This window comes from Merdimmobilis hominis (assembly GCF_900104615.1).
GTDB classification, from domain to species: Bacteria; Bacillota; Clostridia; order Oscillospirales; family Ruminococcaceae; genus Merdimmobilis; species Merdimmobilis hominis.
In genome coordinates this window covers 199,367-220,242 of record NZ_LT629939.1, presented here as the reverse complement: position 1 = coordinate 220,242, position 20,876 = coordinate 199,367, and the positions used below count along the sequence as shown (strand labels likewise).

At 56.2% G+C, this 20,876-nt stretch carries 21 protein-coding genes; 12 read left to right on the top strand and 9 right to left on the bottom strand.

Annotated features, from left to right (window positions below):
• The 5 genes from BQ5353_RS01085 to BQ5353_RS01065 form a co-directional block, all read left to right on the top strand.
• Positions 1-241 (top strand): MnmM family RNA methyltransferase (locus tag BQ5353_RS01085; protein WP_321164274.1); only part of this gene is annotated, 241 nt, incomplete at its 5' end.
• A 14-nt stretch (positions 242-255) separates the two neighbouring features.
• Complete coding sequence (locus BQ5353_RS01080; RefSeq protein WP_143117120.1) at positions 256-1,797, top strand: indolepyruvate ferredoxin oxidoreductase subunit alpha; 1,542 nt, start codon at positions 256-258, stop codon at positions 1,795-1,797.
• Complete coding sequence (locus BQ5353_RS01075; RefSeq protein WP_054331106.1) at positions 1,794-2,222, top strand: 2-oxoacid:acceptor oxidoreductase family protein; 429 nt, start codon at positions 1,794-1,796, stop codon at positions 2,220-2,222. The genes BQ5353_RS01080 and BQ5353_RS01075 overlap by 4 nt, the downstream gene beginning before the upstream one ends.
• 89 nt (positions 2,223-2,311) lie before the next feature.
• Positions 2,312-2,860, top strand: coding sequence for a flavodoxin family protein (locus BQ5353_RS01070; RefSeq protein ID WP_071427123.1), 549 nt, complete (start codon positions 2,312-2,314; stop codon positions 2,858-2,860).
• Positions 2,861-2,895: 35 nt separating this feature from the next.
• Complete coding sequence (locus BQ5353_RS01065) at positions 2,896-3,348, top strand: hypothetical protein (RefSeq protein ID WP_071427122.1); 453 nt, start codon at positions 2,896-2,898, stop codon at positions 3,346-3,348.
• Positions 3,349-3,392: 44 nt separating this feature from the next.
• Here the strand turns inward: BQ5353_RS01065 and BQ5353_RS01060 are convergent, their stop codons facing one another.
• Complete coding sequence (locus tag BQ5353_RS01060) at positions 3,393-5,756, bottom strand: homocysteine S-methyltransferase family protein (RefSeq protein ID WP_074026291.1); 2,364 nt, start codon at positions 5,754-5,756, stop codon at positions 3,393-3,395.
• Positions 5,731-6,429: a hypothetical protein gene (locus tag BQ5353_RS01055; protein ID WP_054331109.1), complete on the bottom strand. Its 699-nt coding sequence runs from the start codon at positions 6,427-6,429 to the stop codon at positions 5,731-5,733. The genes BQ5353_RS01060 and BQ5353_RS01055 overlap by 26 nt, the downstream gene beginning before the upstream one ends.
• Before the next feature lie 314 nt (positions 6,430-6,743).
• On the opposite strand from BQ5353_RS01055, the gene BQ5353_RS01050 reads away from it, so the two are divergent.
• Positions 6,744-7,424: a hypothetical protein gene (locus tag BQ5353_RS01050; RefSeq protein WP_054331110.1), complete on the top strand. Its 681-nt coding sequence runs from the start codon at positions 6,744-6,746 to the stop codon at positions 7,422-7,424.
• 51 nt (positions 7,425-7,475) lie between these two features.
• On the opposite strand, the gene BQ5353_RS01045 is transcribed toward BQ5353_RS01050, so the two are convergent.
• Both BQ5353_RS01045 and BQ5353_RS01040 read right to left on the bottom strand, forming a co-directional pair.
• Positions 7,476-7,712: a hypothetical protein gene (locus tag BQ5353_RS01045; RefSeq protein WP_054331111.1), complete on the bottom strand. Its 237-nt coding sequence runs from the start codon at positions 7,710-7,712 to the stop codon at positions 7,476-7,478.
• Positions 7,713-7,766: 54 nt separating this feature from the next.
• Positions 7,767-8,999, bottom strand: a complete 1,233-nt coding sequence (locus BQ5353_RS01040) for a tRNA nucleotidyltransferase/poly(A) polymerase family protein (protein ID WP_054331112.1) — start codon at positions 8,997-8,999, stop codon at positions 7,767-7,769.
• Positions 9,000-9,624: 625 nt separating this feature from the next.
• Between BQ5353_RS01040 and BQ5353_RS01035 the strand changes: the two genes are divergently transcribed.
• From BQ5353_RS01035 to BQ5353_RS01020, 4 genes are all read left to right on the top strand, one after another.
• Positions 9,625-10,791, top strand: coding sequence for an NAD(P)-dependent malic enzyme (locus tag BQ5353_RS01035; protein ID WP_071427121.1), 1,167 nt, complete (start codon positions 9,625-9,627; stop codon positions 10,789-10,791).
• A 184-nt stretch (positions 10,792-10,975) separates the two neighbouring features.
• On the top strand, positions 10,976-11,560 hold the full coding sequence (locus BQ5353_RS01030) for an HD domain-containing protein (protein WP_071427120.1): 585 nt from the start codon (positions 10,976-10,978) through the stop codon (positions 11,558-11,560).
• A gap of 175 nt (positions 11,561-11,735) precedes the next feature.
• Positions 11,736-12,677 carry an AEC family transporter gene (locus BQ5353_RS01025; RefSeq protein WP_054331113.1) on the top strand — a complete coding sequence of 314 codons (942 nt, stop codon included), beginning with the start codon at positions 11,736-11,738 and terminating at the stop codon, positions 12,675-12,677.
• A 325-nt stretch (positions 12,678-13,002) separates the two neighbouring features.
• Positions 13,003-13,875, top strand: coding sequence for a DUF6612 family protein (locus BQ5353_RS01020; protein WP_054331114.1), 873 nt, complete (start codon positions 13,003-13,005; stop codon positions 13,873-13,875).
• A gap of 77 nt (positions 13,876-13,952) precedes the next feature.
• Here the strand turns inward: BQ5353_RS01020 and BQ5353_RS01015 are convergent, their stop codons facing one another.
• The gene (locus tag BQ5353_RS01015) at positions 13,953-15,551 is read right to left on the bottom strand and encodes an ABC-F family ATP-binding cassette domain-containing protein (protein ID WP_054331115.1); all 1,599 of its coding nucleotides are present in this window, start codon (positions 15,549-15,551) and stop codon (positions 13,953-13,955) included.
• A gap of 39 nt (positions 15,552-15,590) precedes the next feature.
• The gene (locus BQ5353_RS01010; RefSeq protein ID WP_071427119.1) at positions 15,591-16,193 is read right to left on the bottom strand and encodes a flavin reductase family protein; all 603 of its coding nucleotides are present in this window, start codon (positions 16,191-16,193) and stop codon (positions 15,591-15,593) included.
• A 246-nt stretch (positions 16,194-16,439) separates the two neighbouring features.
• On the opposite strand from BQ5353_RS01010, the gene BQ5353_RS01005 reads away from it, so the two are divergent.
• A complete protein-coding gene (locus BQ5353_RS01005) occupies positions 16,440-17,681 on the top strand; it encodes a M20 family metallo-hydrolase (RefSeq protein WP_071427118.1) in 1,242 nt (413 codons plus the stop codon).
• 50 nt (positions 17,682-17,731) lie between these two features.
• On the opposite strand, the gene BQ5353_RS01000 is transcribed toward BQ5353_RS01005, so the two are convergent.
• Positions 17,732-18,145, bottom strand: a complete 414-nt coding sequence (locus tag BQ5353_RS01000; RefSeq protein ID WP_054331119.1) for an aminoglycoside 6-adenylyltransferase — start codon at positions 18,143-18,145, stop codon at positions 17,732-17,734.
• Between the two features lie 300 nt (positions 18,146-18,445).
• Here BQ5353_RS01000 and BQ5353_RS00995 point away from each other — a divergent pair, with 300 nt between their 5' ends.
• Complete coding sequence (locus tag BQ5353_RS00995; protein ID WP_071428382.1) at positions 18,446-19,792, top strand: MATE family efflux transporter; 1,347 nt, start codon at positions 18,446-18,448, stop codon at positions 19,790-19,792.
• An 80-nt stretch (positions 19,793-19,872) separates the two neighbouring features.
• On the opposite strand, the gene BQ5353_RS12850 is transcribed toward BQ5353_RS00995, so the two are convergent.
• Positions 19,873-20,025: a hypothetical protein gene (locus BQ5353_RS12850; protein WP_153801618.1), complete on the bottom strand. Its 153-nt coding sequence runs from the start codon at positions 20,023-20,025 to the stop codon at positions 19,873-19,875.
• Between the two features lie 101 nt (positions 20,026-20,126).
• The gene (locus BQ5353_RS00990; RefSeq protein WP_071427117.1) at positions 20,127-20,873 is read right to left on the bottom strand and encodes an ABC transporter ATP-binding protein; all 747 of its coding nucleotides are present in this window, start codon (positions 20,871-20,873) and stop codon (positions 20,127-20,129) included.
• Positions 20,874-20,876 lie beyond the last annotated feature (3 nt).

Genomic DNA, 20,876 nt, shown 5'->3' with positions numbered 1-20,876 from the left:
GGCGGTGCCCCCCCGCCATGAGACCAGCCTTTCCGCCATCCAGACAGCGACTGAGATGCTCAAACCGGGCGGCGTCCTGGTGGTGGCAGTTTACCCCGGCCATGGGGAGGGCGCCTTGGAGGGGGAGCTGGTTCAGAGGCTTGCCGCGGGCCTGGACAGCAGGCGGTTTGACAGCTTTTTCTACCGGCTGCTCAACCAGCCCTCCGCCCCGTTTTTGGTGGCCATACAGCGCAAGAAATAAGGGGGATGATCTCGGTGAAAGAATGGAAATCCGGGCGGGAAGCTCTCGCCCAAGCAGCGAAGGGCCAGGTGTGTTTTGTTTTTGGGGAGAGGCGTCAGGAGACTGCCTCCCTTTTGGATTTGCTTGAGGAACCCGGTTGCTCCCGCCCTGAGGAGGCCATTGACCGGGCCTTTGGCACATCTATCGCCGGAGCGAGGGCTCTCTGCGTTTTGTCGGCGTCCTCCGCCGGCGTTTTGAGCCGGATCAGCGATCTGGGCTGTGGTGGAGGGATCCTCTTTCTTTTGGTGGGGCAAGAGGATGCGCCGCCCGCAGACCTGCGTCCTTTGGCGCAGCAGCTGGAGCTCCCCTTGTTGACCCCCGCTGTGCCCCAGGACTGCGCCAGTCTCCTGGGGGAAGGCTTTGCCCTCTCCGGGAAGATCGCCGCGCCGGTGCTGGCCGAAGTGGGCCCATGGCTGCTGGATGCCGCCAGCATGGTGGAGTTTCCACAAGGGCAGAGCGCCTCTCTCCTGGATTACCAGCGGGAGAGCGGCCGGTTTGTCCGGCTTCCCGGGGCGGAAAAACAGAAAATACAGTTGGCAGAACGGCGGAAGGCGCTGCTCTCCTGGCTGGAAGTTTCCCCTTGTGTCACTAGAAAAGGGGAGGGGGAGACCGGCCTGATCGTCACCGGCGGAATGGCCCACAGCGTCCCTCAGATGGAGCGTCTCGCAGTCCTCCAGCTGGGGATGGGCTGGCCGGTAAACCTGGAGGAGATCCGCCGGTTCTCCCAATCGGTGGAGCATCTTTACCTCCTGGAAAAAGGCCGGTACCTCGCCCCCATCCTGGCCGAGGCGGGAATCCCAGTGGAACCCGGCCTCCCCTGGGCGCCCGAAGAGACCATTTCCCCGGATCTGCCCGCCCGGCCGCCCCAGCTCTGCCCGGGATGCCCCTGGCGCGGGGTGCTTTACACCTTAAAAAAGGAAAAAGCCTCTGTGTTTGTGGAAAGCGGCTGCCTCAGCTTGGGGGCTGGCCTGCTGATGAAAGGGGTGGACGGCTGCGGCGCCGGTTCGCCCCTTGCCCTGGCCATGGGGTTTGCCGCCTCCCGGCCGGGGAAGGCGGGAAAAACTGCGGCTCTTCTCACCGCACAAGGGTGGGAGGGGTGCAGCTTTGCCCAGCTTGGGGATTTTTCCTCCAGCCGGATTTTTGCGGTGGTATTGGAAGATGCTGCCCAGCCCGCCCAGCTCACCCCCCAACAGGTGGCAAGGGCGATGGATATCCCCATTGTGGAGGCAGACTCCCACAGTTTATCCCAGATCCGGGATGGGGTGCGCAGCTGTATGGCCCGGCCGGGGTCGGTGCTCATCCTTCACGGAAGCTGTGCTGCCAAGGAGGAAAGCCTTCCGGCCCATCGGGTGGACCGGGAGCTCTGTACCGGCTGCCGCCAATGCCTGCGGATGGGGTGCCCGGCCATCTCTTTCCCAGAGCACAAGTCCGCCATTGATCCAAACTGCTGTGCCGGATGCGGCCTCTGCGGGGAAATCTGCCCGGTAAAAGCTATCCAAAAGGGGGAAAAAGCATGAAACATTGGGTGATCGTCCTCTGTGGAGTACAGCCCATAGACATTTGGGCAAAGGGCCTAGCCCTGCTGCTGGAGAAATGCGGGTATGCGGCCACCCTCCAACGGGAGGGCCCGTCCCACATTGGCGGCGGGTGCCGCTGGATTCTCCGGGCAGGGGAGAAGCCTTGTTTTGCTCCAATCCGGTTGGGGGAAGCCGATTGCCTCATCGCCTTGGAGCAGTTGGAAGGGGTGCGAAACCTCCCTTTCCTCAAGGAGGGAGGAACCTTTTTCTTGGGAGAAAATCGGGAAAACCCTGCGGCTGTCAGCGCCGGGCGGGTGAATTACCCTGTGTTGGAAGAGCTTCCAGTGAAGGCCCAGCCGCTGCCTGCTTCGCCCCAAGAGACATGGGAACAGATGCTGTCAGCCTGTGAAAGGATGGGGGATTGACGGTACCGGTAAAATTTGCTATACTCAAAATAGAAGAATATATATTTATCTATATTATTTCTATTTGCCGAAAGCAGGGAGGAATTATCATGGGGAAAAATGTATTGATTTTGCTGGGCAGCCCCCGCAAGGAAGGCAACAGCCATCTGTTGGCTAAGGCGTTTGCCGAAGGCGCGGAGTCGGCTGGCCACACCGTCACATACTTTGACGCGGGCAAAGGCGGCATCGCCGGGTGCATGGCCTGCGGCGGGTGCTGGAAGACCGGCGCGCCCTGCGTTCAGAAGGACCGGATGCAGGAAGCTTACCCTCTATTGGAACAGGCGGACGTTTTGGTCATCACTTCGCCCCTCTATTTTTTCGACCTCAATGCCCAGGTGCGTGCGGTGCTGGACCGCTTCTACCCCTATGGCCGGCAGGAGCGCACCAGCAGCCTGCACATTCAGGAGAGCGTCCTGCTGATGACTGCCGCCGGGGTGCCCTACAAATTTGACGGCGCCCGGGCCACTTATGAGCTGATGGTGGAGTACATGAAATGGACCGACCGGGGCATGATCCTGGCGGACGGTGTCTGGGACAAGGGGGATATCAAAACCACAGGGTTCCTCGATCAGGCGAAGGCGCTGGGCGCGGCCTTGTAGCGATTCGATTCTAGTTTGGAAAGAAGGAGAACACTTTGAAGAAAAAGAGATTGTTTTTGGCGGCGCTGCTGCTGTCATTCTGCCTGCTGGCTGCCTGCCAGAACGGGGAAATCCCATCCAGCAGTGAGAATGTCTCTGTCCCGGTATCTGGTTCAGAACCAGCCCAGGGAGAAAATCCCCCTGATCCGGCTGAGCCCACCCCAAACCCATCGACCCCCTGGGAACCATCCATGCAAGATCCCGCCGTTCAGCCGGAGACTTATTCTGAAGGGCAGCTGGAGAAAATCATGGAGGAGATTCAGGAGAGTGAGATCGCCCCCTGTATCACCGGGGTGGAGATCAGCACCGATGGCCAAGTTTTGATCACTGCGGCCGGGGCGGAAAACATCGGGAAAATTGAGGATTTTTTAAAGACCTACCCGCAAAGGGATGCGGTGTCAATTTTAGAGCTGGCCCCCACCCCTCCCGGCGAAAATCCCACTGTATAGAGAGTAAAAAAGCGCCCCCGGCCCAGGCCGAAGGCGCTTTTTGTTTATCCAAGTACCTGCCGGGCGAACTGCACCGACTGCTGGGCATCCGCCGCATAGAAGTCTGCGCCGATGGATTTGGCGTATTCGGCGGTGAGCACCGCGCCGCCCACCATCACTTTGCACTGGGGGAGCTCCTGCCGCAGCAGGCGGATGGTCTTCTCCATGCTGGGGACGGTTGTGGTCATCAGAGCGGAGAGGCCCACCAACCGGATGTCCCGCTCCTTAGCAGCCTGCACCACTGCGGCGGGGGGGACATCTTTTCCTAGGTCAAGGATGGTGTAGCCGTAGTTTTCCAACACTACCTTGACGATGTTCTTGCCGATGTCGTGGATGTCCCCCTCCACTGTGGCCAGAAGGATGGCGCCCTTGGAATGGGTTTGAGGCCCCTTTTTGGCCAGGGTTTCTTTGAGGAGTTCAAAGGCGGATTTGGCCGCCTCTGCCGACTGGATCAGCTGGGGGAGGAAGATGCGCCCCTCCTCATAATCTCTGCCCACCTGGTCCAGAACGGGGATTAAATGGCGGTTGACGATCTCCATAGGGGGCAGGGAAGAGAGTAGGCGAAGGCAGGCTTCCCTGGCCTGTGCTCTAAGCCCTCGGGCGATGGCGTGACCGATCTCCATGTCCTGGCCCGAGGGGAGGGGCTTCGTTTCCGACTCCCCGGCAAATCGGGAGAGGAATGCGGCACAGGATGTATCCTGCCCGGTGAGGGTGGCAGAAGCGAAAAAGGCGTCCATCATCCCCTTGTTGTTGGGGTTGAGGATGGCAATATCCAGCCCGCGGCCCAGCGCCATGGAGAGAAAGGCCTGGTTGAGGGCTTCCCGTGCCGGAAGGCCAAAGGAGATGTTGGAGACGCCCAGGATGGTTTTCAGCCCCAGCTCCCGTTTGACCAGGGCGGCCGCTTCCAAGGTTTCGGTGGCATTGTGCTGCCCGGAGCTGACGGTGAGGGTCAGGCAGTCGATGAGCAGCCGCTCTTCCGGGATGCCGTAGGACAGGGCGCGGTCCCGGATTTTTTTGGCCACGGCAAGGCGTTCCCGGGCCGAGGATGGAATCCCGTTTTCATCCAAAGTGAGGCCGATGACCATGGCGCCGTATTTGCGGGCCAGAGGGAAAACCTGCGCCATTGACTCCTCTTTTCCGCTGACCGAATTGATTACAGCGCGGCCGCAGTACACCCGCAGGGCGGCCTCCAGAGCGGCGGGAGAGGAGGAGTCGAGCACCAAGGGCAGGTCCAGCACCTCTTGGAGGGCCTTGACCGCCTGTTTCATCGCCGCTGCTTCGTCGAGGCCCGGGAGCCCTACATTGACGTCCAAAAGGTGGGCGCCGGCCTCTGCCTGCTGGATACCCTGGCGGGCCAGGTAGCTGGAATCCCCATCCAACAGGGCCTGTTTCATTGCCGGTTTGCCGGTGGGATTGATCCGCTCCCCGACAATCCGGGCGCGGTCCAGCTCCACCACCTGGGAGGGGGAGCAGACCGCAGAGCGGATCACTTTTTGGCGGGAAGCGGGGCTCCTGCCTGCGACTGCTTCCCTCAGGGCGGCGATATATCGGGGATCGGTGCCGCAGCAGCCCCCCAGAATGGAGGCACCCAGATCCAGGAACCGGGCCATCCCCCGAGCGTATTCCTCCGGCCCGATTTTATAGACCGTCTCGCCGTTTTCCACCGCTGGGAGGCCGGCGTTGGCTTTGATCAGCAAGGGAAGGTTGGTCCACTGGGCCAGCTCCTGGGCGATGGGGTAGATTTCAAAGGGCCCCAGGGAGCAGTTGATGCCGATGGCATCTGCGCCCATCCCCTCCAAGGTGAGGGCCATGGCCCGGACATCGCAGCCGGTGAAGGTGCGCCCCCCCTCGTCAAAGGACATGGAGCAGAACACAGGCAGGGGGGAGTTCTCCTTGGCGGCCAGCAGGGCCGCCCGCATCTCCTGGAGGTCGGTCATCGTCTCAATGACGATGAGATCCGCCCCGGATGCGCCGGCCAATATCTGTTCCCGAAACTGCCCATAGGCTGCCTCAAAGGGGAGGGTCCCCATGGGCTCCAGCAGTTCCCCCAGGGGGCCGATGTCCAGCGCCACCAGACCGCCAAAGTCTGCGGCCGCTTTGCGGGCGATGGCCACTGCCGCTGGGATAACTTGATCTGGGGTATGGCCACTCCCTTGGAGTTTTAAGCCGCTGGCCCCAAAGGTGTTGGTGTACACCACCTGGGCTCCAGCAGCGAAGTAATCCCGGTGGATCTGCTCGATGGCATCGGGGGCGGTGAGGCAGAGAAGCTCTGGTCGTTCTCCCGTATTCAGCCCGTGTTTGAGGAGCATAGTTCCCATGGCCCCGTCCAGCAGGAGGGGCTGGCTAAACAGTTGTTTTGTCCGGTTCACAAAAAGTCCCCCCTTTTCGGTATGGACAGCTTTCCCAGTTTGGGCAGGAGGTACAGCTCCGGCCTGCGGCGGCGATAGGTTCTGACGATAACCCCAGGATGGCGGTCACTGATTTGCGGGGCAGGAGGATTCCCGAGCCGTTGACGGTGAGGCCGATGGTTTTGGGGGTGTCCAGCGCCCGGGTAAATTCCCGCTGTAAGAGGATGGGAAGGTCTCCATAGCCAGGGCTGAACCGCCCGGTGGCGAATAGACCGTGACATTTAGCCTCCCGGTGGACAGTGACCTCCACCCAATCGCACAGCTCCTCCACCGCAGCGGTTGCGGCAGCATCCGCCATAGCGCCAAGGGTCATATCGGTCAATTCTAGGTATTTAATCTCCTTGTCCACCTGAACCCCCAAGGTGGCGGCCATCAGCGCCACCTGGTTACATCCGGCCAGGTGGTTTGCGATGTCTTCACCTGAAAGGAGGAGGTTTGTCCCTTGGGGAACAAGCCCGGTTTCGGTGCGGCTGAGGGGAAATATCCGATAGGTGTAGAGAGGGCGGCTCACCCTGCGGATTCTCTCCCGGGCCAGGTTCAGTTTTTCCAGAAGGGAGTCCTCCAGAGGCTGGCCCTGGTACCCCAGGTAGCGCAGGGTCTCCTCCCGCCGGATGGGGAAGGGAAAAGGCTCCATGGTGACCTCCTTGTGCAGATTGTCCTGTTTATGATCAAAACATAGTTTAATTTAGTCTATTGTGAGCGGGTAATGATCTGTAAAGGGGTATATCTTTACAGATCAATTGGCTGAATTCAGATGGCTGATTCTACACAATAATGGGAAAAAGTGGTTAGCAGTAGGGGCTTGTCCGTTTTCTGGCAAGAAGTTTCGAAAATCTTCATACATTTTCCTGCTATTCATGGTAGAATAATATTATTCATTGTAGTATACTTTGTGGGAAATGTAAAGTTTTCCCATTGGGATCATCCTGTGAAACCGGAGGAATGCATGTGTACGGTTATCGTTATTATAGCTCATCGGGGGCGGCGGCTCTCCTGGGATTTCTTGCCGCGGTGGTTTCTCTGATTTTCTTGGTGCTTATGGTCTACTGGATTATCAGCTATATTTTCAGCTCCATCGCCTATTACAAGATTTCCAAGCGGCGAGGGTACCAGCGTCCCTGGCTGGCCTGGATTCCTTTTGCCCGGAATTATCTGTATGGAGCTATTGCTGATGACATCAACATCAAACGCGGCAAAAAGACCTACTTCGGCTGGATTTTGCTGGTGCTGAACCTGTGCTCCACCGGTGCGTTGGCCTTTCTGTTGGGTGACCTGCGGGCAGGCGGGCACATCGGCATGGGGGGCTATATAATCGGCAGCCCGTGGAGCAGCTTAATCGGCCTTGCTACCACCGTTTTGTATTATATTGCCTTGTCGGTGATTTACCGGGACTATATGCGCGGCCAGATCACCTTGATGCTGGTTCTTTCCATCGTGTTTCCATTCATCTCCCCCTTTGTTCTGTTTTCCATCCGCAATAAGCCGTCGGTCTCCTGTGGGGAGGCCGCCTATGGCGGTTTCGATGGCTTCGGCGGTTATGGAGGTTATCAGAATTACGGCGGGTACCAAGGGGGATACCGCCCCGGCGGCTATCCAGGGAATCATGAGACCAGAGGTCCCAAAGAATAATGGATAAAACGAAAAGCAGCTTTGGATATTCCAAAGCTGCTTTTTTCAGATTTAATCCACGTTCTCGGTGACGATCAACGTTTTATTGACAATGGCGCGCTGAGCCAGAATGGCATCCAGGATATCGCTGACCAAGTTGAACAAATTGATCAAGGTTTCCAGTTCCTGCTGGGTTTTTCCCTGGCTGGTGGCAAGGGCGATGGTGACCGCAGCAGTAACCAGCTGTTCCGGCGTCAGCACCGAGGAGGGGTGTTCCTTCTGTTTATCCTTACCCTTACATTGTGCCACAGTGCATCACATCCATATTCCCATATATAAGCGGGAGCCGGGTCGGATATGCCGTTATCGGGCAAGCCTTTTGGCCAAGGGGAGGAGCTTTTCCCGGGTGTTGAGGGAATCCTGTGCCCAGACCTGTTCCAGAAGCTGGGGAAGTATCCGCTTTGCATCCTCGGGGGAGAGCCCTTCGGCGGTTAAATCCTCTTGGCCAACCGCCAATTCCCGCAAGGTGCAGCACTGGTTGGTGCGAAGGATGTCGCCTAGCAAGAGGTTGGAGCGGTGCAGGGAGAGAATGCTGTCCACCTTGCTCCCTTGCCCCGAGTAGATGAGGGCCTTTTTGAAAAGGATCAGCCGCTGGAACAGAGGCTTGCCATATTGGGCAATCATCTTTTTCATCTCGGTGGGGGAGGTGGGGATAAAGGTGTCATAAGCCCCACAGAGCTGTTCGATGTATCCCGCCGTCAGGGAATCCAGGGCAAAATCCAACGCTGCCTGTTTGGCCAAAGCACCGGTGACAGCCCCCTTTTGCCGCTCAATGGGGAGAAGGAGCAGGGCAAGGCGGACGGTGAGATCCGGCGGGCAGTGTTCCAGTGACCGGGCCACTAAGGCGGGAAGGTTAGCTTCCCGCTCCAAAGGGGCGGCGAGGCTGGGGATTAGGGCCGACGCCACATCAAAGTAGTTGCGGATGGTACCCGCTGCATTGCTGCACATGAGGATGCGGCAGAAATCCACCGAAGCCCTCTCGGCGGGGATGTCGGATAGCATAGGGGCCAGCCGGTGGATGGACGAGGCCACTGACCGGTCCATCCGGCAGGAGGACAAGGCGGAAAAGCGCAGCGTCTGAAGCATGTTGAATGGGTTGCGGCGGAAGTAGATATCCGGGTCGCCGATGCCGCGGATCAGCTTGCCCTCCAGATCCTCCAGGCCGTGAAACTCGTTGACCAACCCTTTGACTGGGTGATAGGCGATGGCGTTGACCGTCAGCCCCCGGTCGGAGAGGTCCGGTTTGGGGTTGGAGCTGGAGGATTCCTGCCGGAAGGTGGCGGTCGTCACCCGCAGGGAAACGCCATCCACCACCAGCATCAGGGAATTGGGCTCTTGTTTGGGTTCTATGTGCAGTTCATTTTGAATACAGGAAGCGGCCTGTGCAAGGCTGGCGTCGGTGCAGACTTCCCACTCCGCAGGGATAAGGTCTACCAGCCGGTCCCGGACACAGCATCCCACGGCATAGGCTTCATGCCCGCTGCCGGACAATAGATCTATCAGATGATTTACCTGCAAAGGCAAACGCAAAGTCAACACAGATTCCTCCTCCCAGGCGGTGTCAAAAATGCCTGGCGATCAATTCTCATACAAACAAAAAAACCACTGTTAAAAAATTAGTATAGCACGTTTTTGGAGGGAATGCAATTGTCGCAAAGCACACAAAAAAAGCCCCCGATTTATGGCATATCCACAGGAAAAACAGGGATTTGAGCACACTTTTTGATGGGGCATTGGAAGCGGGAGAGAAGGTTGCAACCTGCTATACTTACTAGATGAAGATGGGTCCCTTTTGCGAATTGTCTCACAAAAGGGACCATCGGGGGAGCAGGGCCTCCCTATTGCTGTGCTGCCTTGTCAATTTTGGCCCCGAAGCCAGCAGGTGTATCTGCTTCCAGAACCTGCGGGATAGGCAATTTCCTGGAAAAAGGATAATGGATTTATTCATTCTACCCAAATGCAAGAAATCATGCATTGTTTCCCGAAAGAATGGAAAATAACCCACAAGAAGAGGGCGGTATTTTTGTTTCAAGGGGTGATTGACTTGCTTTGGGCGGAGTGCTATAGTGTAGATGCAAGATTTCTTTCATCAATAGAGATGCAGAGAAGAGCCGGTCCCAATCTTATGGGACGTGCGGATTGAAAAGGGAGGAAATAACCAATGACCTATGGTGAAAAAGCGTTGATCGCCCATGAAAAAAGCAAGGGCAAAATCGAAATGAAAAGCAAACTCCCCGTGACCAATGCAGAGGACCTGAGCATCGCCTACACCCCTGGCGTGGCCCAGCCCTGTCTGGAAATCAGCAAAAACAAAGAGGACGCCTACCGCTATACCGCTAAGGGCAACCTGGTGGCAGTAGTCACCGACGGCACCGCTGTCCTCGGCCTGGGCAACATCGGTCCCGAAGCTGCCATGCCGGTGATGGAGGGCAAATCCATCCTCTTTAAGGCATTTGCCAATGTAGATGCTTTCCCCATCTGCCTGGACACCACCGACACAGAGGAGATCATCAAGACCGTCAAATACCTGGCTCCTACCTTTGGCGGTATCAACCTGGAGGACATCGGCGCCCCCCGCTGCTTCGAGATTGAGAAGCGCTTGCAGGAAGAGCTGGATATCCCGGTGTTCCACGACGACCAGCACGGCACCGCCATCATCGTCTCCGCGGCGGTGATTAACGCCTTGAAGATTGTAGGAAAACCCATTGAGACCGCCAAATTCGTAGTCAACGGCTGCGGCGCTGCCGGCAGCGCTACCATCAAAATGCTGATGAACCTGGGCGCTACTGACATCCTCGCTGTGGATCTGCCCGGCATCCTCAACACCGATATGAAAGGCAAAATCGACGACGCCAAGTATCACCTGGCTGAAATCACCAACAAAGACCACAGATCCGGCGGCCTGAAGGAAGCCCTGGTGGGTGCGGATGTGTTTATCGGCGTTTCTGCCCCCAACATTGTCACCGCTGACATGGTCCGCTCGATGAACAAAGACGCCGTCGTCTTTGCCATGGCCAACCCCGTCCCTGAGATCATGCCCGACGTGGCAAAAGAGGGTGGAGCCCGGGTGGTCGGCACCGGCCGTTCCGACTTCCCCAACCAGATTAACAACGTGGCGGTATTCCCCGGTATTTTCCGCGGCGCGCTGGATGCCAGAGCCCACAAGATCACTGAGGAAATGAAGGTCGCCGCCGCCTACGCTATTGCGAATGTCGTCACTCCTGAGGAGCTGAATGAGGACTATATCCTGCCCGGCCCCTTTGACAAACGGGTTCCTCTGGCTGTGGCGGAAGCGGTCAAATCCACCTGGGAAAAGAGCGGCAAATAAGTTGTTTTCACAAAGGAGAGTGCAGTCGGCACTCTCCTTTTTTATGTAGGCAGGGAGGATTGGCTCTACGTCTGGGAGGATTTTGTGCTATAATAAGGAAAATGGCCGCCGCGAGCAGGTTGGGCCATCTAGAAACACATGGCAATAGGGCACAAGGCAGCCCATCATTTATAAGGAGGGACCTATGAATTATCAAGAGCGCTTTGAGGAAATTTACACCGCCCACATCACCCGGGAAGGTTCCAAAGAACTGCTGGACTGGCTGCGGAAAACCGATTTTTTCACCGCCCCGGCCAGCACCAAATACCACTGCGCCTGTGAGGGGGGATTGGTGCAGCACAGCGTCAACGTCTATGAGGTGTTGCGGGAGAAACACTTTGAAGAAGGGGACAGTGAGGAGAGCTTTGCCATCTGTGGGCTGCTCCATGACCTGTGCAAGGCCCAGTTCTACAAAGTGAGCACCCGCAACGTAAAGAATGAAGCCACCGGCCAGTGGGAAAAACAGCCCTTTTATATGGTGGAGGACAGCTTCCCCTACGGCCATGGGGAAAAATCGGTGTTCTTGATTGAGCGCTTTCTACGGCTCAAAACCAGCGAGGCCATGGCCATCCGCTGGCATATGGGCGGGTTTGATGAGACGGCCAAGGCCGGCGGGTTCTCCATCAGTGTGGCTTTTGAGAAATACCCCATTGCAGTAAAGCTTCACTTGGCGGACTTGGAGGCCACTTATCTGCGGGAGAAAAACACCTCCGCCGTCAACAGGAAATAGCCCGATGAGGTGCAGCCAAGGGCGAGACATATGGATGGAAGAGCGGCTGACACACTTGCCATCGATAGGGCAGAGGAGATTGTGAGGTTTTTTGTTGCATCCTGGGGTATATGGTGCTAAACTAATACAATATGCCCTTCCAATCAATCTTATAAAGAAATGGAATGATGATTTCGTGGAACTCTCCCTCCTCCTGGGCAAACAAGTGTTGTCCATGCTGGTGATGATGCTGGTGGGCATCTTCGCCGCTAAGACCCACCTGGTGGATTCTTCCGCCAACAAGTCCCTATCAACTTTGGTTTTGTACATCTTCTCGCCCTGCGCATTGCTGGCTGCCTTCCAGATGGATTTTGACGCCCAAAAGCTGGTTTCTCTGGGGGTGGTCACCTTTTTTGCGGTGATTGCCCACCTGTTCTTTATCCTGATGGCCCAGTTTGTCTTTTTCCGAAAAAAGACTGCCTTTTCCAATGCCAACCGGGCGGCGCTCATCTATACCAACTGCGGCAACCTGACCATCCCTTTGATCAGTGCGACTCTGGGGCAGGAAGCGGTCTTTTACTCCTGCGGTTACATGCTGGTTTCCAGCATCCTCTTGTGGACCCACGGCCGGGTGGTGATGAGCGAAGACATCCGCAGCATTTCGGTGAAGAACATCGTTTTTAACTCCAATATTATCGCCATTGTGGTGGGGCTGGGTATGTTTTTGACCGGACTGCGGTTTCCTTCTGCCCTGGATAGTGCGGTCAATTCCTATTCTGGGGCGATGGGCGCAGTTTCCATGCTTGCCTTGGGCCTGATGCTGGGCGGAAACAACCTCAAGGAGATTTTTGCGGACAAGCGGGTCTATTGGGTCTGCTTCTTGAGGCTCATCGCCCTGCCACTCCTGCTGATTCTCTTTTTCAAGTTCACCGGTTTGGCATACATTGTCTCCAACGGCAAGGAGCTGCTGACGGTGGTTCTCATCGCCGCATTTGCGCCGGTGGCCGCGGCGGTTGCCATGTTCGCCCAGCTGTTTGAGAAAAATCCGGATTACGCTTCCCGTTTGACCGGCGTTTCCACCATGCTAAGCATCGCGTCGATGCCTTTGATGGTCGCAGCCAGCCAAATTCTGCTGTAACACGTTCGGAAAGTCCGCACAGGGGGATGATTCTCCCTGTGCGTTTTTGTATGGGGACCTTCTACAAGGGATAGTGCTGCATCTTCGTATGATTTTTTTGTAAGAAAAACCCAATATATACCAAATTTGTAAAGTTTTTGGGGTGGATGTTCTCTCTTTTAACACGGATTCTGTTTAACCATTCTGTGAAAAACATCCAAAATAGTGACAGAAGATTTACAGACAATGGACATGATGCAAAAAATATGCTAAAATGAAGCAAATCGGTGCAACAAAAGTGCGCCAGTTTTAATCGTATGGATACGAGCTAAAGGAGGATACCCCAATGAAAAAATTTCTGGCGCTGACCCTTGCCGGTGCAATGGTTTTGACCTTTGCCGCTTGCGGTCAGACAAAGAAGACCGCTGAAGAGGTGTATACGGAAGCGGTTGCCAAGAATGCGGCTCTGACTTCAACCCAAGCCAACATGACAATGGACCTCGACATGGACATGGGCGGCATGTCCCTCGGCATGAAGATGGACATGGTCATGAAGATGAAGAAAGCTGATGACAAGTTTGAAATGGCGATGACTGGCGGCACCACTGTCATGGGCCAGAGCATCGACATGGCTGTCTACTACAAAGATGGCTACAACTACACCAATGCCATGGGCACTAAGGTCAAACAAGCCATGGATTTGGAGGCAATTGCCAAACAGGCCGAGAGCATGACCATGGATTCTGCCCCCGTGGAATACTTGGAGAACCTGACCATGACCGAGGCCGACGGCGTCACCACCCTGACCTACACCATTAGCCAGGACAAGATGAAAGAGTATTTTGACCAGGCTATGAGCACCGCTGGTGAGAACGCCATCCCCGAGGGCACGGAGATGAACTTTGAGTCGATGAACGGCACTGCCACCGTGAACAAAGACGGCTACATCACTGCCGAAACTGTCGATATGGTGTTCACCATGGTGATGGAAGGCCAGGAAGTTAAGACCACTGTTAAAGTGGACCTGACCTATGTGGATCCCGGTCAAGATTTTGAGATCGAGTTCCCTGAGGATCTGGATACTTACATCGAAGTTCCCGCCTTGACTGGTGAGGAAGACGGCACTGCCCCTGAAGGGGATGTGTCCAATCCCGACACCGCTCCCGATGCCTCCGCTCCGGAAGATGTTCCCGAAGGCAGCTCCAGCACAGCTGCATAATACCCATTTCACACAATAAAAGGCATCCTCCTATGGGAGGATGCCTTTTTTCTTTGGATGGATTTGAGTGGTTCCCCTTACTGCCGGGCGAGTCCTTTGGATTCCAGGTATTCGTCAAAGGTGGACATCCGGTCAATGACCCCATCGGGGGTTATCTCGATGATTCGGTTGGCAATGGTCTGGATGAACTGATGGTCATGGGAGGTAAAGAGGACATTGCCCTTAAAGTCGATGAGCCCGTTGTTGAGGGCGGTGATCGACTCCAGATCCAGGTGGTTGGTGGGCTGGTCCAGAAGAAGGACGTTGGAGCCCGCCAGCATCATCCGGGAGAGCATGCAGCGCACCTTCTCGCCGCCGGAGAGGACCTTGACCGGTTTGAGTGCCTCGTCCCCAGAGAAGAGCATCCGGCCCAAAAAGCCCCGCAGGTAGCTTTCATGTTCGTCGGTGGAGAACTGGGCCAGCCATTCCATGATGGAGAGGTCGCACCCCTCAAAGAAGGCGGAGTTGTCCTGGGGGAAGTAGGAGGTGGTCACGGTGCCGCCCCATTTGGTCTCACCGGAATCCGGTTCCAATTCGCCGGCCATGATTTTGAACAAGGTGGTGAGGGCGATCTCGTTCTCGCCGATGAAGGCGATTTTATCCCCCTTGTTGACCCGGAAGGAGACGTTGTTCAGCACCTGAACCCCGTCCACCGTCTTGGAGACCCGATCCATGAAGTAGATATCCTTGCCCACTTCCCGATCCTGCTGGAAGGCCACATAGGGGTAACGCCGGCTGGAAGCGGGCATCTCCTCCACGGTCAGCTTGTCCAGCAGCTTTTTACGGCTGGTGGCCTGCTTGGATTTGGATTTGTTGGCGGAGAACCGCTCGATGAAGCTTTGCAGCTCCTTGATTTTGTCCTCCCGCTTTTTGTTCTGATCCCGCATCATCGACTGCATAATCCGGCTGGATTCATACCAGAAATCGTAGTTGCCCACGTAGAGCTTGATTTTGTTGTAGTCGATGTCCACCGTGTGGGTGCAGACCGCGTTGAGGAAGTGGCGGTCGTGGGAGACCACGATGACTGTCCCCTCAAAGTCCAGGAGGAAGTCTTCCAGCCAGTTGATGGATTGAATGTCCAGGCCGTTGGTGGGCTCGTCCAACAGGATGATGTCCGGGTGGCCGAAGAGGGCTTGGGCCAGAAGGACTTTGACCTTCTCACTGCCGGTGAGGCTGGACATCTGGGCATAGAGGAGATCGGTCCCGATGCCCAATCCCTGGAGAATCTGGGTGGCCTCGGTCTCGGCGTCCCAGCCGTTCATCTCGGCGAATTCCCCTTCCAGTTCGGAGGCGCGGACCCCATCCTCATCGGAGAAATCCTCCTTGGCGTAGAGGGCGTCCTTTTCCTGCATGATTTGGTAGAGCCGCTCGTTGCCCATGATGACAGTGAGGATGACATTGTACTCATCGTAGGCGTAATGGTCCTGTTTGAGGACGCTCATCCGCTGGGCGGCGGGGATCTCCACCGTGCCGGTAGAGGGTTCCAACGCACCGGAGAGGATCTTCAAAAAAGTGGATTTGCCTGCGCCGTTGGCCCCGATGATGCCGTAGCAGTTGCCGGGGGTAAATTTGAGGTTGACGTCGCTGAACAGCTTCTGCCCGCCAAATTGGAGGCTCAGGTTGGAAACAGTGATCATAGTGTTTTCTTCATCCTTTGCTTGTGATAATAGACAGGGTTATTTCTTTCTCCCGGTTTTGGGGGGCAGCTTGCTGCGGGAGACGTGTTTCTTCACCGAATAGCCAAAGTAGCCCATCTTTTTGCCGATGGCATAATAGGAACCGTGGGCATAGGCCACCAGGCCGCACTGCTCCAGCCGGAGTTTGCCGGTTTCGTCGATGTATTTTTCATCCACATTGACTGCCACAATGTCCGCCAGGAACATATCGTGGGTGCCAAGGGGAGTCACCGAGCGGACTTTGCATTCCAGGCTGACCGGGCTCTGGGCGATCATCGGGGCGGAGACAATGGTGGCGGGCTCCGCCGTCAGCCCTTTTTCTTTGAATTTATCATATTTGGCGCCGGATCGGGCCCCGCACCAGTCGGCAGTCCGGAGCAGCTCCTTGGTGGTCAGGTTGATGACAAACTCCCCCGATTCCTTAATCAGATGGTAAGAATGGCGGGTGGGCCGCACCGAGATGTAGGTCATGGGCGGGTTGGTGTTCACGATGCCAGTCCAGGCGATGGTCAGGCAGTTGGGTTCTTCCACCGTGCCACAGGATACCAGGGCAGGGGGGACGGGGGCCATCAGAGCCGCCGGTTTCCAGGTTACTTTGCTCATGTTTTTTGTTCTCCTTTTGTATGAAGGCCGCAGTTTTGGCGCTGCGGCTGGGGTGGGCAAACATATACAAATTCTATTTTACCATATTTCCCCACAAGATAACAGCGGTCCGGCAAAGAAAACAAGGGAATTTCTAAGGTTGGCGGATTCTTGTGGAATCTGCCTGATTTGGATTGCTTGTTGGGAGAAAATATGGTATATTTAAGGCAATAAATCCTGCAATTTTAAAGGGGAGGAGATACGATCATGAAGGATTTGACTCAGTTGACAGCACGGCTTCAAAACCATTTGGAAACCTTGCGGGAGTTCACCGCAACCCCAGGCGAGGGCGTCACCCGGCTTCCCTTTACCAAGGAAGCGCGGCAGGCCGTGGAGTACTTAAAACAGCAAATGGAGGAGATCGGCCTTGCCGTGCGGGTGGATAACTCGGGGGCAGTCATCGGCCGGCTGGAGGGGGAAGACCCGGATGCCCCGGCCATCCTCATCGGATCCCACTATGACACAGTGAAGTCTGGCGGGGCCTATGATGGCATTGCCGGGGTGGTCTCTGCCATAGAGATCGCCCGGTTGGTCAAGGAGAGCGGCGTGGGGCTGAAGCACCCTTTGGAGGTGGTGGCCACCAACGACGAGGAGGGCATTGTCTACGGGGTGTGCTTTGTCAGCAGCAAGGCCATGCTGGGCCGCTGGACGTTGGAGGAACTCAAATCCCTGAAGGACAGCGAGGGGGAGAGCATCTATGAGGCCATCCGCCGGTTTGGCCTCGACCCGGATAAGATCGAAGACTGCCGCATCGACCCCAGCAAGGTCAAGTGCTTTATCGAAATCCATATTGAACAGGGTCCTGTGCTGGACGCCACTGGAACCCAGCTGGGCCTTGTAGACTGCATTGCCGGCTTGCAGCGGTACCGGGTGCAAATGGTGGGCGAATCCAACCACGCGGGAAGCACCCCTATGAATATGCGTAAAGACGCGGTGGAGGCGGCAGCCAAAGTGGTGAGCTGCATCCCCGGATGGGCCCGGGAAGAAGGCGGAGGCACTGTGGGGACGGTTGGCTATTTCCAAGTGTACCCCAATGCCCTCAACACCATTGCAGGCAAAGTGGAATGGGTGTTGGACTGCCGTTCGGCCGAGAAGGAGAAAATCGACCATGTGGTTGCCAAGATGAAGGAAAAACTGGAGGAGGTCTCCCAAGAAACTGGGGTGAGCTACACAGTGGAACAGCTGGTCAACATTCTGCCCGGCGCCATGAGCCCAGAACTCCTGGATCTGTTGGAAGAATCCTGCAAGGCTGCTGGGTACAGCTGCCAGCGGATGCTCAGCGGCGCAACCCATGACACCCACCTTCTCTCGGAAGAGATGGATACGGTGATGGTCTTCATCCCCAGCAAAAACGGGGTGAGCCATTCGCCGGAGGAATCCAGCAAATACGAGGATTTGGCCCGCGCAGTTGATGTGGTTGCGGACACCGTCCTCAAGCTGAACCGGTAGTATTGGCAGAATAAGGCAACAAATAGAAGGATGCCGTTAACGGCATCCTTCTATTTGTTGAAGGGACTTGTATAGGGTGGGGGAACACAAGATGGAAACCGCTGCTTTTTATCCAAAATCACCCGATACCCTCCCTGTAATACCTGCATTGTCCCCGCATCCAAAGGGCGGGCGATCCACGACGGTTCTACAAGGCCAAACTCCACTTCCGGCCCGCCTTCATACCACACGCGGATGGAGGTGCAGGCCCCATAATACTCGGTCTGGCGGCGTGCTACAGTCCCAAACTGCTCTGTGAATGCCTGGTTTTGAAGAAAATCCTCCTTGCTGGGGGTGAGGAGGACTAGGTCGATGTCAGAATCATCTTTGTGATCGCCCCGCGCACAAGACCCAACGAGAATAACCCCCTCAATTTTTGGGTGATTTTGCGCCCATTGTTTGATATCCTGTAACAATTTTTCCACAAAAAGCCCTCCAGCCCATAGAATGATATAGATGAAATAATACCACAATGGAGCATGTGCCGCAACGCTTTTTCTATAAGGTTGTCGGAAGGAGAAACTCTCTGTTCCTTGACAATTCCCGGCGAAAAATGGTATACTGAATTTCACTCGGAGGGTAGGAGTCCTCATGCGATAGCAGACGGATTTGTGCTGGATAAGAGATCGACCGCGGTTGATTCTTATCCAGCTTTTTTTGTGTGGATAGCTTCAAATGCCATGCTTCCCTCCCAAAAGATTGTATGGAAGAAAGGCGGGCTCCCTGTGGAGAACAACAGCAGCAATTTGACCGAGGGCAGCATCGGCCGCCGGCTGATCACCTTTGCCATCCCTTATCTGATCGCCAACTTTGTCCAGGCGCTGTACGGCGCGGTGGATATGGCGGTGGTGGGATGGTTTGCCAATTCGGCGGGTATTTCAGCGGTGTCGGTGGGCAGCCAAGTGATGCAGATTGTCACCAGCATGGTATCCGGCCTCACCATGGGCGGCACCATTCTGATCGCCCAATATTTCGGCGCCAAACTGGAAAAAGACACCAAGGAGACCATCAGCACCATGCTGACCATGTTCGCTGCGGCGGGGGTGGGTTTCACGGCAGTGATGTTTTTGTGTGCCCCTTGGGTTTTATCGCTGCTGCAAACCCCGCCGGAGGCCTTCGAACAGGCCCTCTCCTATGTGCGGATTGCCTCCTGCGGCATCCTGTTTATCTTTGGCTACAACGCCATCAGCGCCATGCTGCGGGGGCTAGGGGACTCTAAAAGTCCTCTCCTCTTTATCTCCATCGCCTGCCTGACCAACATTGCCCTGGATCTTCTTATGGTCGGCGGCATGGGGATGGGCCCAGCCGGCGCGGCGCTGGCCACCATCCTCTCCCAGGCGGTGAGCATGTGCTTGGCCATCCTCTACCTGACCCGGCGGGATTTTATCTTTGACTTTAAGCTGCAAAGCTTCCACATGTACAAGGATAAGGCATTGAAACTGCTGAAAATTGGTCTGCCGGTTTCCTTGCAGGAATCGATGGTCAGCGTGTCCTTTTTGTTCATCGCGGCCATTGTCAACTCGTTGGGGGTGATCACCTCGGCAGCGGTGGGCATTGCCGGCAAGTTCACCAACTTCGCCATGCTGCCCGCTACGGCATTTTCCGGGGCGATTTCCGCCCTCACAGCCCAAAACATGGGGGCCGGACAACCGGATCGGGCAAAAAAATCCCTGCTTATCGCCATTTCCATGGCCTTGGGATGCGGGTTCCTCTTCTTTTTGTGGGTACAGCTGGCCCCGCAGTCGGTGCTGCACATCTTCAAAGCGGACCCGCAGGTAACTGCCGCCGGAATTGCATATATGCGAACCTTCTCCATCGACTATCTGCTGGTGGCCTTTGTATTCTGCATGAACGGCTTTTTCAATGGCTGTGGGCGCACGGTGTTCTCGATGGCAAATGGCCTTTTTTCCACGTTAATGGTTCGTGTGCCCCTCGCTTATTTCCTAAGCCGATACATTCCGGGAAGCCTCAGCGGCATTGGGCTGGCTGCGCCGCTGGCATCCTCCACCTCGCTGATCTTTGGGCTTATCTATCTGAAAATGGGGCGGTGGAAGCAGTTCCAGGTGGAATAAAAATCATGAAAAATCCCGGCGAGCCCAATTGGGTTCGCCGGGATTTTTCATCGCTTTGCAGCGGGAAGGGATCGGGGATCTTACAGGTGGACCGGGAATTTCTCGGATTTTTCCAGCGCTTCGATCTGCTCCCGGACCAGTGAAACCAGCCAATCGCGGTGTGGGGAAGGGGGCATTGCCTCCAGTTCCCGCAAGGTCTCCCGGTAGTTTTCCAGCTGCTGTTCCTTAGGCATACCAATCCCTCCTAACCCTTTCAGTATAAAGGGGCCGTCAAGGGATATTTTGTCGAACGGTGTCACAACAAAAAATATTTTCAAGATTCCTGGATTTTTTCTTAGTGTGGCAGTTCCAGCAGCCGGATAATCTCCCGTTTATATTGAAGGAATTCCCCGGTGAGTGGAAACTGAGCGCTGCGGGGCTTGGGCTCCCGAATGGCCAGCTCCGCCACAATCCGCCCCGGCTTGCCGGATAAGATGTAAATGCGGTCGGAGAGGAGGATCGCCTCGTCGATGTCATGGGTGATGAACAAGGTGGAGAGGCGGATGCGCTCCATCACCTCCAGATACCAGGTGTGGATGGCCCCTTTGGTGATGGTGTCCAGGGCGCTGAACGGCTCGTCCAGAAGGGCCACGTTCTGGGAAAAGAGATAGGTTCGAAGGAGGGCGGCCCGCTGCCGCATCCCGCCGGAGAGCTGGCTGGGGTACCGGTGTTCCGTCCCCGCCAGGCCGAATTCCCCAAAGTGGCGGGCGGCTTCGGCGTAGGCCTCCTCTTTTTTCACCCCGCGGATGAGGAGGGGCAGGGCCACATTGCCCAGCACCGTCTGGTAGGGGAGGAGAAGGTCTTTTTGCAGCATATAGCTGATCTTTCCCGCCTTGCCGGTGATCTCCTCGCCGGAGAGATAGACCTTGCCCTCTTCCGGCTCCATCAGACCGGAGATGATGTTGAACAAGGTTGTCTTGCCCGCGCCGCTCACCCCCAGCAGGCAGACCAGTTCCCCCTCTTCCAGACGGAGGGAGACATCCTCTAGGATGGGGACGCCGTCAAAGGATTTGGAGACATGCTCCACGACAAGCTTGCTCATGGG